Source organism: Paraconexibacter sp. (genome assembly GCF_059438195.1).
Window position 1 is genome coordinate 18,292 of the sequence record NZ_JBLKKY010000013.1, and the last position, 14,867, is coordinate 33,158.

General features: G+C 73.8%; 15 protein-coding genes. 5 read left to right on the forward strand and 10 right to left on the reverse strand.

The window, feature by feature from the left end; all coding sequences use genetic code 11:
• Positions 1 to 15: 15 nt before the first annotated feature.
• The 3 genes from ACME2J_RS06710 to ACME2J_RS06720 are packed head-to-tail and all read right to left on the reverse strand — an operon-like array spanning position 16 to position 3,672.
• The gene (locus tag ACME2J_RS06710; RefSeq protein WP_495544115.1) at positions 16 to 540 is read right to left on the reverse strand and encodes a hypothetical protein; all 525 of its coding nucleotides are present in this window, start codon (positions 538 to 540) and stop codon (positions 16 to 18) included.
• A gap of 10 nt (positions 541 to 550) precedes the next feature.
• Complete coding sequence (folD, locus tag ACME2J_RS06715) at positions 551 to 1,420, reverse strand: bifunctional methylenetetrahydrofolate dehydrogenase/methenyltetrahydrofolate cyclohydrolase FolD (RefSeq protein WP_495544116.1); 870 nt, start codon at positions 1,418 to 1,420, stop codon at positions 551 to 553.
• A gap of 29 nt (positions 1,421 to 1,449) precedes the next feature.
• On the reverse strand, positions 1,450 to 3,672 hold the full coding sequence (locus ACME2J_RS06720) for an ATP-dependent helicase (RefSeq protein ID WP_495544117.1): 2,223 nt from the start codon (positions 3,670 to 3,672) through the stop codon (positions 1,450 to 1,452).
• Between the two features lie 50 nt (positions 3,673 to 3,722).
• On the opposite strand from ACME2J_RS06720, the gene ACME2J_RS06725 reads away from it, so the two are divergent.
• Positions 3,723 to 4,622, forward strand: a complete 900-nt coding sequence (locus ACME2J_RS06725) for a queuosine salvage family protein (protein WP_495544118.1) — start codon at positions 3,723 to 3,725, stop codon at positions 4,620 to 4,622.
• Here the strand turns inward: ACME2J_RS06725 and ACME2J_RS06730 are convergent.
• The 5 genes from ACME2J_RS06730 to ACME2J_RS06750 form a co-directional block, all read right to left on the reverse strand.
• Positions 4,616 to 5,683 (reverse strand): TerC/Alx family metal homeostasis membrane protein, encoded by a 1,068-nt coding sequence (locus ACME2J_RS06730; protein WP_495544119.1) that lies wholly within the window; start codon positions 5,681 to 5,683, stop codon positions 4,616 to 4,618. The genes ACME2J_RS06725 and ACME2J_RS06730 overlap by 7 nt on opposite strands.
• Before the next feature lie 15 nt (positions 5,684 to 5,698).
• Entirely contained in the window at positions 5,699 to 6,823 is a 1,125-nt protein-coding gene (locus ACME2J_RS06735) for a site-2 protease family protein (RefSeq protein ID WP_495544120.1), read from the reverse strand.
• 56 nt (positions 6,824 to 6,879) lie between these two features.
• On the reverse strand, positions 6,880 to 7,623 hold the full coding sequence (cysE, locus tag ACME2J_RS06740; protein ID WP_495544121.1) for a serine O-acetyltransferase: 744 nt from the start codon (positions 7,621 to 7,623) through the stop codon (positions 6,880 to 6,882).
• A gap of 98 nt (positions 7,624 to 7,721) precedes the next feature.
• Positions 7,722 to 8,660: a cysteine synthase A gene (gene cysK / locus ACME2J_RS06745; protein WP_495544122.1), complete on the reverse strand. Its 939-nt coding sequence runs from the start codon at positions 8,658 to 8,660 to the stop codon at positions 7,722 to 7,724.
• Positions 8,661 to 8,982: 322 nt separating this feature from the next.
• Complete coding sequence (locus tag ACME2J_RS06750) at positions 8,983 to 9,345, reverse strand: hypothetical protein (protein ID WP_495544123.1); 363 nt, start codon at positions 9,343 to 9,345, stop codon at positions 8,983 to 8,985.
• 115 nt (positions 9,346 to 9,460) lie between these two features.
• Between ACME2J_RS06750 and ACME2J_RS06755 the strand changes: the two genes are divergently transcribed.
• The 3 genes from ACME2J_RS06755 to ACME2J_RS06765 all read left to right on the forward strand — a co-directional run bounded on the left by ACME2J_RS06755 (position 9,461) and on the right by ACME2J_RS06765 (position 12,927).
• The gene (locus ACME2J_RS06755; protein ID WP_495544124.1) at positions 9,461 to 10,633 is read left to right on the forward strand and encodes a sensor histidine kinase; all 1,173 of its coding nucleotides are present in this window, start codon (positions 9,461 to 9,463) and stop codon (positions 10,631 to 10,633) included.
• Positions 10,630 to 11,316, forward strand: a complete 687-nt coding sequence (locus tag ACME2J_RS06760) for a response regulator transcription factor (protein WP_495544125.1) — start codon at positions 10,630 to 10,632, stop codon at positions 11,314 to 11,316. The genes ACME2J_RS06755 and ACME2J_RS06760 overlap by 4 nt, the downstream gene beginning before the upstream one ends.
• Positions 11,317 to 11,394: 78 nt before the next feature.
• Entirely contained in the window at positions 11,395 to 12,927 is a 1,533-nt protein-coding gene (locus ACME2J_RS06765; RefSeq protein WP_495544126.1) for a TrkH family potassium uptake protein, read from the forward strand.
• Positions 12,928 to 12,934: 7 nt separating this feature from the next.
• On the opposite strand, the gene ACME2J_RS06770 is transcribed toward ACME2J_RS06765, so the two are convergent.
• The gene (locus ACME2J_RS06770) at positions 12,935 to 13,327 is read right to left on the reverse strand and encodes an RrF2 family transcriptional regulator (RefSeq protein ID WP_495544127.1); all 393 of its coding nucleotides are present in this window, start codon (positions 13,325 to 13,327) and stop codon (positions 12,935 to 12,937) included.
• Between the two features lie 39 nt (positions 13,328 to 13,366).
• Here ACME2J_RS06770 and ACME2J_RS06775 point away from each other — a divergent pair, with 39 nt between their 5' ends.
• Entirely contained in the window at positions 13,367 to 13,726 is a 360-nt protein-coding gene (locus ACME2J_RS06775; protein WP_495544128.1) for a VanZ family protein, read from the forward strand.
• Here ACME2J_RS06775 and ACME2J_RS06780 read toward each other — a convergent pair.
• Positions 13,723 to 14,802, reverse strand: coding sequence for an HDOD domain-containing protein (locus ACME2J_RS06780; protein ID WP_495544129.1), 1,080 nt, complete (start codon positions 14,800 to 14,802; stop codon positions 13,723 to 13,725). The genes ACME2J_RS06775 and ACME2J_RS06780 overlap by 4 nt on opposite strands.
• Positions 14,803 to 14,867: the final 65 nt, after the last annotated feature.

Consider the following 14,867-nt stretch of genomic DNA (forward strand, 5'->3'; position numbering starts at 1 on the left):
CCGCGCCGCCGGCGGTCAGCGGGGCGGCGCGCGGCGGGTCTCGACCTCGGGCGGCGCGCTGTAGGGCGCGTCCATGCGCTCGTCGCGGAGCGTGAGCCAGCCGCCCGCCGTCGCGGCGGCGACGCCGAGGAGCGAGAGGTAGGCGCCGATCTCCATGTCGACGGCGGCGTTCGGCAGCCCGACGCCGAAGTCCGGCTGCGCGAGCACGACGCGGACCGCGACGGCGATCGTCGCGAGGAGCCCGACGAAGCCGAGCACGACGGCCGCCGCGACCGTGAGGCCGACCGGCTCGACCGAGACGGTGAGCGCGACGAGCGTCGCCGCGATGAGCGCGACGAGGAGGAGCAGCACGACGAACGCGAGGCCCGCTCCCGAGAAGCCGGACTCGCTCTCCGTCACGGCGAAGGCGACGTAGCCGCTGCCGAGTCCGTCGACCTCGATGGTCGCCGGCTCGATCCACGGCAGGAACAGCGAGACGACGATGAGGAGCGCGCCGGCGGCCGCGAGCGCCTCTCCCCTGCGAACCCTGTCGAGCTGCATCGCGCCGATGCTATCCGCGCGTCGCGGCGACCGCGCGGGCGGCGAGGACCGTGTTGCGCAGGAGGCACGCGATCGTCATGGGGCCCACTCCGCCCGGGACGGGCGTGAGGGCCGAGGCGACCTCGGAGACCTCGCCGGCGGCGACGTCCCCGGTGAGCGACGGCGTCTCCCCCGTGAGGCGGTTCATCCCGACGTCGATGACGACCGCGCCCGGCTTCACCCAGTCCGCCTTCACCATCTCGGCGACGCCGACCGCCGCGATGAGCACGTCGGCGCGCCGGGCGACCGACGGGAGGTCGCGGGTCCGCGAGTGGCACGTCGTCACGGTCGCGTTCGCCTGGAGGAGCAGCTGGGCCATCGGCTTGCCGAAGAGGTTCGAGCGTCCGATGACGACGCACTCGGCGCCCTCGAGCGCGGCGCCCGCCTCCTCGAGGAGGACCATCACGCCGGACGGCGTGCAGGGCCGCAGGCCGTCCATCCCGAGGGCGAGCCGCCCGGCGGACGCGATGGTGAGGCCGTCGACGTCCTTCTCGGGGACGATCACGTTCGTGAGCTCGGTCCCGTCGAGAGGCGCCGGCACCGGGAGCTGGAGGAGCACCCCGCTCACCTCGTCGTCGCGGTTGAGGCGCTCGAGGAGCGCGATGACCTCGTCGCGCGGCGTGTCGGCCTCGAGGCGATGGTCGAAGCCGCGGATGCCGACCTCGGCGCAGGCCTTCTGCTTCGCGCCGACGTAGACGGCGGAGGCGGGGTCCTCGCCGACGAGCACGGTCGCGAGGCCGGGCGGAGACCCGTGCTCCTCGGTGAACGCCGCGACGTCCGCGGCGACCTCCTCGCGGACGCGCGCGGCGACCGCCTTCCCGTCGATGATCCTCGCGGCCATGGCCCCGGCAGGCTATGCGACCGGAACCGTCACCGCTTCTCGAGGCCGGCGAGCTCGGCGACCAGCGACTTCTCGCCGACCCCCGAGCCGAAGTGCACGGTGACGACGCCGCCGGGCTGGACCCCGGTGACGACGCCCTCGCCGAAGCTCGCGTGGACGACGTCATCGCCGGTGGTGAACCTCGCGGGCTCCGATGCGGCGTCCTCGCCGCCGCCCCAGGAGAGCGCGCGGCCGCGCGGCGCCGAGCCGCCCCCGAGCCCGAGACCGCCCCGGCGGATGCTCGGACCGTCCTCCTCGATCGCCTCGGACGGGATCTCGGACAGGAAGCGGCTCGGGAGGCCGTAGGTCGTCGACCCGAAGACCGCCCGGCGCCGGGCCCAGGTGAGCGTGAGCTCGCGCATCGCCCGCGTCACGCCGACGTACGCGAGGCGACGCTCCTCCTCGAGCGACCCCTCGTCGATCGACCGCGAGTGCGGGAAGACCCCCTCCTCGCACCCGACGATGAAGACGATCGGGTACTCGAGTCCCTTCGCGTTGTGGAGGGTCATGAGCGTGACGAGGTGCTCGTCGTCGCTGCGGGAGTCGGCGTCGGCGACGAGCGCGACGTCCTGGAGGAAGGCGTCGAGCCCGCCGCGGTCGTCCTCGGCGTCGCTCGCGTCGAACTCGCGGCCGACCTCGACGAGCTGCTCGAGGTTCTCGAGCCGGCCCTGGGCCTCGATCGTCCGCTCGGCCTCGAGCGCCTCGATGTACCCCGTCTCGTGGAGGACCGCCTCGATGAGCTCGGCGACCGGCCCGTCGGCCTCGGCCCGCTCGCGCAGCGCGGTCATCGTGTCCATGAAGCGGCCGACGGACTTCACGGCCGCGGTGCCGAGCCCCGGGACCGCAGCCGGGTCGGATGCCGCCTCCCAGATGCTCACGCCGGTCGTGTCGGCATGGGCGACGATCCGGGAGAGGGACGTCTGGCCGATCCCGCGCTTCGGCGAGTTCACGATCCGCGAGAAGCACACCTGGTCCTGCGGGTTCGCGAGGAGCTGGAGGTACGCGATCGCGTCCTTGATCTCCGCGCGCTCGTAGAACTTCGTGCCGCCGATGACCTGGTAGCCGATCTCGCGGCGCACGAGCGTGTCCTCGAGGACCCGCGACATCGCGTTCGTCCGGTAGAAGACCGCGACCTCGGCGCGCGAGTGCCGCTCGTCCACGAGCCGCTCGATCTCGCCGACGACGTAGCGCGCCTCCGCGTGCTCGTCCTCGAGCTCCTTCACGCGGACGGGCTCGCCCGCTCCGGCGTCCGAGAAGAGCGTCTTGTGCATCTGGCCGCGGTTGTGGGCGATGAGGCCGTTCGCGGCGTCGAGGATCGTCTGCGTCGAGCGGTAGTTCTGCTCGAGCTTGACGACCGTCGCGTCCGGGAAGTCGTCCTGGAAGTCGAGGATGTTGCGGATGTCGGCGCCGCGGAACCCGTAGACGGACTGGGCGTCGTCGCCGACGACCATGAGGTTGCGGTGCCCCTCCTCCCCGCCGGCGAGGAGCTGGAGCCAGCGGTACTGCGCGTGGTTCGTGTCCTGGTACTCGTCGACGAGGACGTGCCGGAACGCCGACGCGTAGCGCGCTCGCACCTCGGGGAAGAGCTCGAGCACGTTGACGGCGCGGACGAGGATGTCGTCGAAGTCGAGCGCGTTCATCGCGTGGGTGCGCCGCTCGTACTCCCGGTAGACCTCGGCGACCGTCTGCTCGAAGAAGGAGCCGACCATCTCGCCGTAGGCCTCGGCGTCGCGGAGCTTGTTCTTCGCGTCGGAGATCTGGTGGTGGACGGCGGCCGGCGGGAAGCGCTTCGGGTCGGCTCCGACCTCGTCGATGCACTGCTTCACGAGCCGCCGGGCGTCGGACTGGTCGTAGATCGTGAACCCGCGCGTGTAGCCGAGCCGCGGCGCCTCCGAGCGGAGCATCCGCACGCACGCCGAGTGGAACGTGAGGATCCACATGGCGCGGGTCGAGCGCCCGAGGAGCATCTCGACGCGCTCGCGCATCTCCTGCGCCGCCTTGTTCGTGAACGTGATCGCGAGGATCTCGCCGGGGCGGGCCGCGCCGGTGCGGACGAGGTGGGCGACGCGGTGGGTGAGGACGCGCGTCTTGCCGGAGCCCGCGCCCGCGAGGACGAGCAGAGGCCCCTCCGGATGCTCGACCGCGGCCCGCTGCGGCGGGTTGAGGCCCTCGAGGAGATCGTCGGCGGTCGGGGTGGCGGCATGCTCGGCCATCACACCGAGGATAGGCGGCGCGCCGGAGGGTCGCGTACGCTGCGGCCGCGATGGGGCTCTGCGACGACGTCCGCTCTCACGCCGCCCGCGTCGCGAGGGAGGCCGGGGCGGTGCAGATCGACGACGCCGCGCTGCGCCGGCTCGCCGCCGAGGCCCACGCGATGGAGCCGCCGCAGCTCGACCCCGAACGCCACTTCTTGGACGGCGACGGGGAGGCCGTCGCGCGCTACCTCCTCACGCTCGACGCGATCAACTTCGGCTCGGGATGGTTCCCGACGCTGCGCAAGCGTCGCGACCGCGCGGGCAGGCCCGTCTCGGGCTACTTCACCGTCGCGTGGAGCCTCGCCGACCGCTTCCGCGCGGAGGGACCGTGGTCGAACGCCGAGCTGCGCGTCCTGTCCACGGGCGAGATCGCCGCGGTTCTCGGCCAGCGGGCGGACCACGAGCTCATGTCGCTCTACGCGCAGGCGCTCCGCGACCTCGGCCGCTTCCTCGGCGACCGCGACGTCCTCGGTCTCGTCGCCGCGGCGGGCGGGTCGGCCGAGCGCCTCGCGACGGCGCTCGCCGGCGGGATGACCGCCTTCGCGGACCGGGGCTTCTTCAAGCGGGCGCAGATCGTGCCGAACGACCTCGCCCTCGCCGGGCTCGCGACGTTCCACGACCTCGACCGTCTCACGCTCTTCGCCGACAACCTCGTCCCGCACGTCCTTCGCTGCTCCGGCGTCCTGCGGTACTCCGACGAGCTCGCGTCATGGATCGACGCGGAGCGCCTCCTGCCCCCCGGGGCGTGGGAGCGGGAGATCCGCGGCTGCGCCGTCGAGGCGGTCGAGCGGCTCTCCGCCCACACGGGGATCGCGCCGCGCACGCTCGACACGTGGCTCTGGCAGCGGGGTCAGGCACCGGAGATGAAGTCCCGGCCCCGCCACCGTCACCGCTGCGTCTTCTACTGACCGGCCTCCCGCGCCGTGGCCTGCGAGGCGGGCTCGGCGTCGTCGTCCCCGTCGTCGCAGGCGTCCTCGAGCTCGCCGGAGCCCTCCGCCTCCTGCTCGTGCTCGTCCTCGCCGTCGTCGTGGAGGACGGAGCCGAGGACCGCGAGGCCGAGGACGACGACGATGACCGCGAGCGAGAAGGCGATGCCGATGTGGACGCCCACGCCCTCGAGGATGAACTTGACGCCGACGAACGCGAGGACCCCGGCGAGGCCGTAGTGCAGGTACTCGAGCTGCCGCAGGCCGCCGGCGACGACGAAGTAGAGCGCTCGGAGCCCGAGGAGCGCGAACGCGTTCGAGCTGAAGACGATGAACTCGTTGCGCGTGATCCCGAGGATCGCCGGGATCGAGTCGAGCGCGAAGAGGACGTCGGTCGTCTCGATGACGACGAGGACCGCGACGAGCGGCGTGAAGATGAACCCGAGCAGCGGCCTGCCCGCCGCCTCGCGCTCCTCGGCGTCGACGTCCCTGGCGCGGACGACGAACCGATGGCCGTGCAGCTTCTCGCCGATCGGGAGGACGCGCCGGAGCGTGCGGAGCACCGGGTTCCTCCCGGGGTCCGGCTCGCCCTCCCCCTTCACGACGAGGCGGGCGGCGGTGGCGAGGAGCAGGACGCCGAAGGCGTAGACCGCCCACTCGACCTGCTCCAGGAAGGCGGCGCCGGCGAAGATGAAGATCGCCCGGAAGACGAGCGCGCCGAAGATGCCCCAGAAGAGGACGCGGTGCTGGAAGCGATCGGGCACTCCGAAGAACCCGAAGATGACCGCGAAGACGAAGACGTTGTCGACCGACAGCGACTTCTCGATGAGGTAGCCGGCGTAGTACTCCCCGGCGCGCTCGGCGCCGAGCCAGAGCGCGACGATCCCGCCGAACGCGACGCCGAGCACGACCCAGCCGATGCTGTAGAGGGTCGCCTGACGGATCCTCGTGACGTCGAGCTGCCGTGACACGACGACGAGGTCGAGCACGAGGAGCCCGACGACCGCCCCGCCGAAGACGAACCAGGTCCACGTCTCGACCATCGGCCCGGGCCGCCCTCAGCGGCGCGCGCCGCCGAGGCCGCGTGCCTCGAGGACGCGCAGCGCGTCGGTGACGGAGAGGAGGCCGGCGACCCGACCGTCGACGCGCACGAGGGCGCGGCGACGGGCGTCGGCCCCGAGGTCGCCGAGGACGTCGGCGAGCTCGGCGTCCGCGTCGACGACGAGGGCGTTCCCGCGGGGCACCATGACGTCGGCGACGGTGAGCGTCGCCCGCGCGGCCGGGTCGGCCCCGAGCGCGTCGCGGAACGTGACGAGCCCGACGACGTCGCCGTCGTCGGCGACGACCGGGTAGGCCGTGTGGCGGTGGACGAGGAAGACGTCCTCGAGGAAGCGGCCGGCGGGCATGGTCGCCGGGACGGCGATCGGCCGCCCGACCATGACGTCGGCGACGCGGATGCCGGCGAGCGCCGAGCGCGAGGCGACGGCCTGCTCCTCGGCGGCGCCCGCGGCCATGATGAAGAAGCCGATGAAGGCCAGCCACACGCCGCCGAACAGGCCGCCTCCGAGGACGAGGAGCGCTCCGAGCGCCGCGATGCCCGCCCCGAAGGCCCGTCCCGCGGCGGCGGCGCGCCGCGTCGCCTCGCCGAGGTCGCCGCCGCGCTGCCAGAGGACGGAGCGCAGGATCCGCCCGCCGTCGAGCGGGAACGCCGGCAGGAGGTTGAACCCGAGCAGGACGAGGTTGATGTAGCCGAGCCACGAGACGACGCCGTCGACCGACGACGGGAGGCCGCTCACGGCGGAGAGCGCGAGGAACGCCAGACCGAGCACGAGCGAGACCGCGGGCCCGGCGGCCGCGATGCGGAACTCGGCGCCGGCCGACGGCGGCTCGCTCTTGAAGCGCGCGACCCCTCCGAGGACCCAGAGCGTGATGCCGTCGATGTCGACGCCGTCGCGCTGGGCCTGGATGGCGTGCCCGAGCTCGTGCGCGAGCAGGCAGGAGAAGAAGAGGACCGCCGCGACGACCGCCATCGCCGCGTAGGTCACGTCGTCGAGCCCGGGGTTCTCCTCCGGGAAGATCCCGACGGCGAGCGACCAGAAGATGAGGACGACGACGAGGAGCCAGCTCCAGTTCGCGCCGATCTCGATCCCGCGGATGCGCGCGAGACGGAAGCTCGAGTTCATGGTCCCCGGCTACCCGGTCGCCACAGCGCGCACGCGCCGCGTGCCGAGGCGCCGCGTCAGCCGCCGGCGGGGTTCGGGCCGCGCTTCGGGCGCAGCGGCCGAACGTCGGCGACCGATGCGCCGCCCTCCTCGCCGTGGAGCTCCGCGACGGCGCGCTCGAGCGCGCCGAGGCGCTGCGAGAGGCCCTTCATCGCGTCGGCGACGGGATCGGGCAGGTGGATCCAGTCCGCGTCGGGCCCCTCGGGCTTGCGGCCGTCGACCCGGACGGGATGGCCGGGGTTCCCGACGACGGTCGAGTTCGGCGGCACGTCGTGGATGACGACGGTGTTCGCGCCGATCTTCGCGCCGTGGCCGACGGTGATCGGCCCGAGGAGCTTCGCGCCCGACCCGATCGTCACGTTGGACTCGACGGTGGGGTGGCGCTTGCCGGTCGCGAAGCCCGTCCCGCCGAGCGTCACGCCCTGGTAGAGCGTGACGTCCTCGCCGACCTCCGCGGTCTCGCCGATGACGACGCCCATGCCGTGGTCGATGAAGAGACCGCGGCCGATGCGCGCCGCCGGGTGGATCTCGATCCCGGTGACCGTCCGCGTCACGTTCGCGAGCACGCGCGGGACGATCGGCACCCCGAACCCGTGGAGCGCGTGGGCGACGCGGTGCGAGAGGAGCGCGTGGACGCCGGGCCACGTCGCGAGGATCTCGGCGGAGGTCACGCCGCGAGCCGCAGGGTCGCGCGCGTGGACGGCGTCGACGTCCCGGCGGATCTCACCGAGGACGCGTGCGGCGGTGCCCAGGCCGAGCATGTCGAGAGCGTAGCGCTCCGCCGTGGCGGGCCCGGCGGCTCGGAGCCGCGCCGTGACGAGCGGGCCGGAGGCGCCGGCCGGCGCCTCGCCGTCGCCTCTCAGGCGGGCGGCGGCTGGAAGAACGGGGCGGACACGTAGCGCTCCCCGGAGTCCGGCAGCACGCACGCGATGCGCGCCCCTGCGGTCTCGGGCCGGCTCGCGACCTGCAGCGCGCCCCAGACCGCCGCGCCGCACGACATCCCGGCGAGGACGCCCTCGCGGCGCGCGAGCTCCCACGCGGTGCCGATCGCCTCCTCGTCGCCGCACGCGAGCACCTCGTCGAGGAGATCGCGATCGAGGACAGGCGGGACGAACCCGGCGCCGATGCCCTGGATGCGGTGCGGGCCCGGGCGGCCGCCCGACAGGACCGGCGAGCTCGCAGGCTCGACGGCGACGACGCGGAGCTTCGGGTTCTTCTCCCTCAGGAACGCCGCGGTGCCCGTGATCGTGCCCCCGGTGCCGACGCCGCAGACGAGGACGTCGACGTCGCCGTCGAGGGCGTCCCAGATCTCGGGACCCGTCGTCCGGCGATGAGCCTCGGGGTTCGCGGGGTTCGCGAACTGGTCCGGCAGCCACGCATCGCCGGTGCCCGCGAGGGCGCGCGCCGCCTCGACGGCCTCGTTCATCCCGCCCATCGACTCGACGATCTCGACGCGGGCCCCGTAGAGGCGCAGGAGCGACTCGCGCTCCCGGCTCATCCCCTGCGGGAGGGTGATGACGAGGTCGTAGCCCTTCGCGGCGCAGACGAAGGCGAGCGCGATGCCCGTGTTGCCGGACGTCGCCTCGACGATCGTCGTGCGGCCCGGCTCGATGCGCCCCTCGGCCTCGGCCGCCTCGATCATCGCGATGCCGATCCGGTCCTTCACGGAGCCCCCGGGGTTGAACTGCTCGAGCTTGCCGAAGATCCGCGCCGTGCTGTCGGGCGGCACGAGGCGGGTGAGCTCGACCATCGGCGTGCGGCCGACGTGCTCGGCGATGTTGCGGGGGACCTGCGCCATGGCGTCCGACGACTCTACCCGTGGCAGCGGCCGCTCCCGCGCCTCCTCCGACGCGACGGTGCGACCGACGTGAGACAGGCGCGAGACCACGCGGCCGCCACCCGCGGCGACGATGGGCCCGTGTGGCTCATCTCGCGCATCGTCCGGCGCGGACACGCGCCGACCGCGGACGGTCCGCCTCCGGCGCCGTCGGCCGAGGAGGTCCTGCGCGCCTTCGCGGAGGGCGGCCTCGGCGCCACCTCGGCCGCGCGAGAGGCTCGCGATCGCACGGCCCCCGGGCCTCGCCCGCGGCGGCGCTCGCGCGGGCGGCGCGGGTGAACGGCTACGCCGGGGTCGGCTCGCGCGGCTCGGCGGCGTCGCGCAGGAGGCGCTCGAAGGGCTCCCAGTCGACGGGGTCGTCCTCCGGCGACGGCTCGTCCGGACCGGGTCCCCGGCCGTCGTCGTCGTCCCCGTCGCCACGCTCGCGCCTCCACTCGAGGAGGAGCGCACCGATGAACCCGACGAGGCCGACGAGGCCGCACACGGCGATCGCCTGACCGGGCGGGACGGCGATCGCCAGGTGGAGCGCGATCGCGACGACGCCGGCGGACACGGCGGCGAGACCCGTGAGCCACAGGCCGACCCGAGCGTCGTCGGCCCGTGACTCCCGGGGCCCGCCGCAGATCGTGTCGAGGAGGACGCGCATGGCGTGACGCCTCATAGGTACCGCGGAGAGGGCAGGCGCAAACCGCGAGCTTCCGGATCGCGACAGCCGCGCCCCGCGCAGGGGGACGGGCGCGCACGAGCGTAGGCTGAGAGGCATGCGCGCGCGGCTCGCGACGTGGCTCCTCCCCGACCCTCCGCCGTCGCGCGCGACGGGTCTCGCCGTCGCGCTCTGCGCCGTCGTCCTCATCACCGCGGCGCTCTACCCCCTCGGCGAGGTCGCGCCGACGGTGAGCATCGGCGTGCTCTACCTCGTCGCCGTGCTCCTCGCCTCCACCGGCTGGGGGATCGGGCTCGGCCTCGCGACCGTCCTCGTCTGCGCCGCGACGTTCAACTGGTTCCACATCCCGCCGACCGGGCGGTTCACGGTCGCCGACGGCGAGAACTGGGTGGCGCTCGGCGTCTTCGTCGTCGCGGCGGTCGTGGTGTCGACGCTGGCGGACGCCGCGCGCTCCCGAGCGGCGGAGGCCGGCCGTCGGCGCGAGGAGGCCGACCGCGCCGTCGCCGCGCTCGAGCGGGCCGCGGCCGAGCGCGAGGAGCTCATGCGCGAGGCGGTCGAGGCGCGGTCGCTGCGCCACAGCGACGAGGTGAAGACCGCGATCCTCCGCGCGGTCTCCCACGACCTCCGCACGCCGCTCACCGGCATCCTCGCCGCCGGGGAGGCGCTCGGGTCGCCGACGCTCGACGACGAGGACCGCGCCGCCCTCGCGGAGACGGTCCGCGTCGAGGCGGAGCGCCTCGCGCGGCTCGTCGACAAGCTGCTCGACCTCTCGCGCCTCGAGGCCGGGGCCGCCCCGCCGCGCCCCGACTGGTGCTCGCTCGACGAGGTCATCGACGCGGCGATCCGCGAGCAGCCGGATCCCTCGCGCTTCACCGTGTACGCCGCGGACGACCTCCCGCTCCTGCGCGTCGACGCCGCGCAGCTCGAGCGGGCGATCGCGAACCTCCTCGAGAACGCCGCCCGGCACAGCGAGCCGCACCGCGTCCAGCTCCGCTCCCGCGCCGTCGGCGACAAGGTCGTCCTGCGTGTCGTCGACCACGGCCCCGGCATCCCGAACGCCGAGCGCGCGCACGTGTTCGAGCCCTTCCGGCGCGGCGGGGGCGGCGACGGGCACGCCGGCAGCGGTCTCGGGCTCGCGATCGTCCGCGGGTTCGTCGAGGCCAACGGAGGCACGATCTCGATCGAGTCGTATCCGGGCCAGGGGACGACCTTCGTGCTCGAGTTCCCGGCCGCGGTCGCCGGGCCGGCGCTCGAGGGGGCCGCCGGGTGAGCGGGCCGCGGGTGCTCGTCTGCGACGACGAGCTCCAGATCCTCAGGGCGCTCAAGGTCGTCCTGCGCGACGCGGGCTTCGAGCCCGTCGCCGTCGCCACCGCGCAGGAGGCGCTCGACACGGCGGCCCTGCACCCTCCGCACGCGGCGATCATCGACCTCGTGCTCCCCGACGGGGACGGCATCGCGGTCTGCGCGGCCCTGCGCGAGTGGTCGCAGATGCCGATCATCCTCCTCAGCGCCGTCGGGGACGAGGAGGAGAAGGTCCGCGCGCTCGAGGCCGGCGCCGACGACTACGTCGTGAAGCCGTTCGGCCCGCGCGAGCTCGTCGCCCGCCTGCAGGCGGCGCTGCGCCGGGCGAACGCCGTGGTCGACGACGAGCCGCGCCTCACCCTCGGAGAGCTCGAGATCGACTTCGCCGGCCGACGGGTGCGGATCGGCGGAGAGGAGGTGCACCTCACGCCGACGGAGTACGAGATCCTCGCGACGCTCGCGCGGCATCGTGGACGGCTCCTCACCCATCGACAGCTCGAGGAGGAGGTCTGGGGCCCCGGGCACGTCGACGACACGCAGCGCCTGCGCACGCACGTCGCGAACCTCCGCCGCAAGATCGAGCCGCGCGACGGCGGGGGCTTCCGCTACGTCCGGACCGACCCCGGCGTCGGGTACCGCTTCGGCTCCTGAGGCCGTCTTCACACGATCTTGATGCGGCGCACCCCGATCTGCACGGGGCCTTGACGCCGACGGGCGGACGATCGATGCATGCCGTCCGTCACCCTCGCCCCGCCCGTCCTCGCGGATGGCTCGCGGGTGAACGGCCGGCGTCACGGTCCGCAGCTCCACTGGCGCCTCGTCGTCCCCGTGGTCGCCGGCGCGGTCGGCGCGACCGCGGTGGGTCTCATCGCGTGCGGCGTCTACGCGGCGATCGCCGGCGACGGGTCCGCCGCGTCGCTGCTCGTCCCGGGCGCGATCCTCCTCCCGCTGTGCGCCGCCGCGATCGCCGCCTCGCGCCGGATGCGCCAGGTCCCGCTGCGGGCACGCGACGGGTTCCTCGCCGTCACGCTCGCGTGGCTCGGCGTCGCCGTGGCGGGCGGGCTGCCCTTCATGCTCGAGGGCACGCTCCCCCGCTTCGGCGACGCGCTCTTCGAGAGCATGAGCGGCTTCACGACGACGGGGGCGACGCTCATCGACGACGTCGACGCCCAGCCCGGAGGCATCCTCCTGTGGCGCAGCCTCAGCCAGTGGCTCGGAGGCGTGGGGATCGTCGTGCTCGTCGTCGCGATCGCGCCCGCGGCGGGACTCGCGATGCAGCGCGTGTTCCAGGCCGAGACGTCGGGCATCTCCCCCGACCGCCTCACCCCCCGGATCGCCCAGACGGCGAAGATCATCTGGTCGATCTACCTCGTCTTCACCGTCGCCGGCGTCGCCGGCTACCTCCTCGTCGGGATGGGGGCCTTCGACGCCGTCAACCACGCGTTCACGAGCGTCGCCTCCGGCGGCTTCTCGACCCACACGTCGTCGCTCGCGGCGTTCGACTCGGCGCCGGTCGAGCTCGTCGCGATCGTCCTCATGACGCTCACCTCGATCAACTACGCGTTCTACTGGCGCGTGCTGAGAGGTCGCTCGCTCTGGCCGCAGGCCGCCGAGGTGCGGGCGTTCGCGCTCATCCTCGTCGGCGCCGTCGCCGTCGTCACGGTGAGCCTCGTCCGCGCCGGTCACCCCGGCGGCGCGACGCAGAGCCTGCGGGACGCCGCCTTCACCGTGACGAGCGTCATCTCGACGACCGGCTACACGACCGCGGACTTCGACCAGTGGAACGACACCGCCCGGACCGTCCTCCTCGTGCTCATGGCGATCGGGGGCTGTGCGGGCTCGACCGCCGGCGGCATGAAGGTCATCAGGGTCCTGCTCCTCGGCAAGTCGACGGCGCAGGAGGTCACCCGGCAGCTGCGCCCGAACGTGGTGCAGGTGCTGCGGACGCGCCGGCACGTCTACAGCGAGGACATCCGGCGCTCCGTGCTCGGATTCCTCCTCATCTTCATCCTCGTCGGAGTGGCGGGGACGTTCGCGCTGCTCGTCACCGGCGTCGACCTCGAGACCTCGACGGCGGCGGTCGCCGCGACGCTCACGCTCGTCGGGCCGGGTCTCGGCGACGTCGGCGCGTCGGAGAACTACGGCGCCGTCCCCGAGGCCGGGCGCGGCGTGCTCACGTTCCTCATGCTCACGGGACGCCTCGAGCTGTTCACGGTGCTCGCGCTCCTCACGCCGGCGTTCTGGCGGCGGGGCGTGGGGTGAGGCGAGGTCAGATGTAGTACATCGCCGCGCCCGCCTCGCGCGACTCGCGCTCGACGACGTCGGCGATCGTCACCTGCGAGAGGACGGCGCGGGCCGCGGTCGCCGCGTCGGCGAAGACGCCCTCGGCGTCGCGGCCGAGCGGGCCGTCGAGCAGCTCGACGACCTCGAGGACGGTCACCTCGGCGGGATCGCGCGCGAACGAGTAGCCGCCCTTGACGCCGCGCTGGGAGCGCAGGACCCCGGCGCGGCGCAGCACCGCGAAGAGCTGCTCGAGGAACTGGGCGGGGATGTCGCGGCGGCGCGCGAGCTCGCCGAGCGGCACCGGCGCCTCGTCGCCGCTGCGGGCGAGCTCGGCCAGGGCCTTGAGCGCGTAGGGGCTCTTCGAGGTGATGGAGAGCATCGGAAGGGCGGCGCGGGTACGGTGCGCGACTCCGATCGTATGGCACCGGTCCGTCGCTTCGCCCCTCCGCTCGCGCTCATGGCGCTCATCTACCTGCTCTCCGACCAGCCGGACCTCTCGTCCGGCCTCGGGACCGCCGACCTCTACCTGCGCAAGGCGGCGCACATGGTCGAGTACGGCCTGCTGTGGCTGCTGTGGCTGCGGGCGCTCGGCTGGCGCCGGCCCGCGGCCGCGGCGCTCATCGCCGTCGCGTACGCCGTCAGCGACGAGTGGCACCAGAGCTTCGTCGAGGGACGGAACGGCTCACCGGTCGACGTCCTCGTCGACGCGACCGGCGTCGCGCTCGCGTGGCTCGCCTGGCGCCGGCTGCGACCGGCGCCACGGCGTCGCGGGACCTAGAGCCAGCCGCGCTCGGTCGCCATGAGAACCGCCTGCGCGCGGTCGACGGCGCCGAGCTTGCCGTAGATGTTGTGGAGGTGCGTGCGCACCGTGCTCGTCGAGAGCGAGAGCTCGTGCGCGATCTGCTTGTAGACCTTGCCCTCGGCGAGGCGCTTGAGCACCTCGAGCTCGCGGGTGCTCAGCGGGCACGGATCGATCTGCCGCGTGCGGGCGACCTGCGGGTACGGGAGGTCGTACATCACCGCGCGGAGATCGGTCGGGCCGAGCCCGATGATGCGGGCCGTGCGCAGGAGCTCCGTCGGCGAGACGCTGCCGCCCCGGCCGTAGTGGGCGAGCATGTCGGCGAGCCGCACGAACGCGGCCTCACCCGAGGCGTCCTCGGCGTGGTGGCGCTCGATCGCCGACGCGACGCTCTTCGGCAGACCCCAGCGGCGGGCGAGGACACCGCCGACGAGCGCGTGGTCGACGCCGAGCTCGCGGCGCTCGCGGTGGATGCGGTCCTCGGGACTGCGCGCACCCTCGTGGACCTTCGTCGGGTACCCGGGGTAGGCGTGCATCAGCACGAGCTTGCCGATGTCGTGGAGGAGCGCGGTCACCATGAGGCGGTCGCGGTGCTCGTAGCCGACGGCGGTGGCGAGCCGATCGGCGGCGCGCTGCGTGGCGACTCCGTGGAGGCGGAAGCGCTCGGGGGCCGCGTCCCAGACGGCGGAGCGCTCGAAGAAGTCGAACGTCGAGGCGCGCGACGCGAGCGCCTGGACGGACTCCGGCGAGAGGATCTCGACCGCCTGGACGACGCTCTCGACCTTGCCGCGCGTGCGGCCCTCGACCTGGTTGGCGAGCCGCAGGACGGCGATGACGAGGGCGACGTCGGACTCGACGGCGTTGACGACGTCGCCCGTGCTCACGCGCTCCTGCTGGACGAGCGAGAGGAGGCGGTTGCGGGACTCGGCGAGGGCCGGGAAGGCCTCGAGCGCCTCGAAGGCGGCGGTGAGTCGACGGCCGTGGCCCTCGTTGTGACGGCGCTGGGCGTCAGCGGTCGTGACCTGACTCGGCGAGGGCAGTGGGCTGGTGCTCATGTGGTCGTGCGTCTCCGTGCGGAAGGCGGGGTGACGACCCTGTTATCGGCACGGATGGACGGATG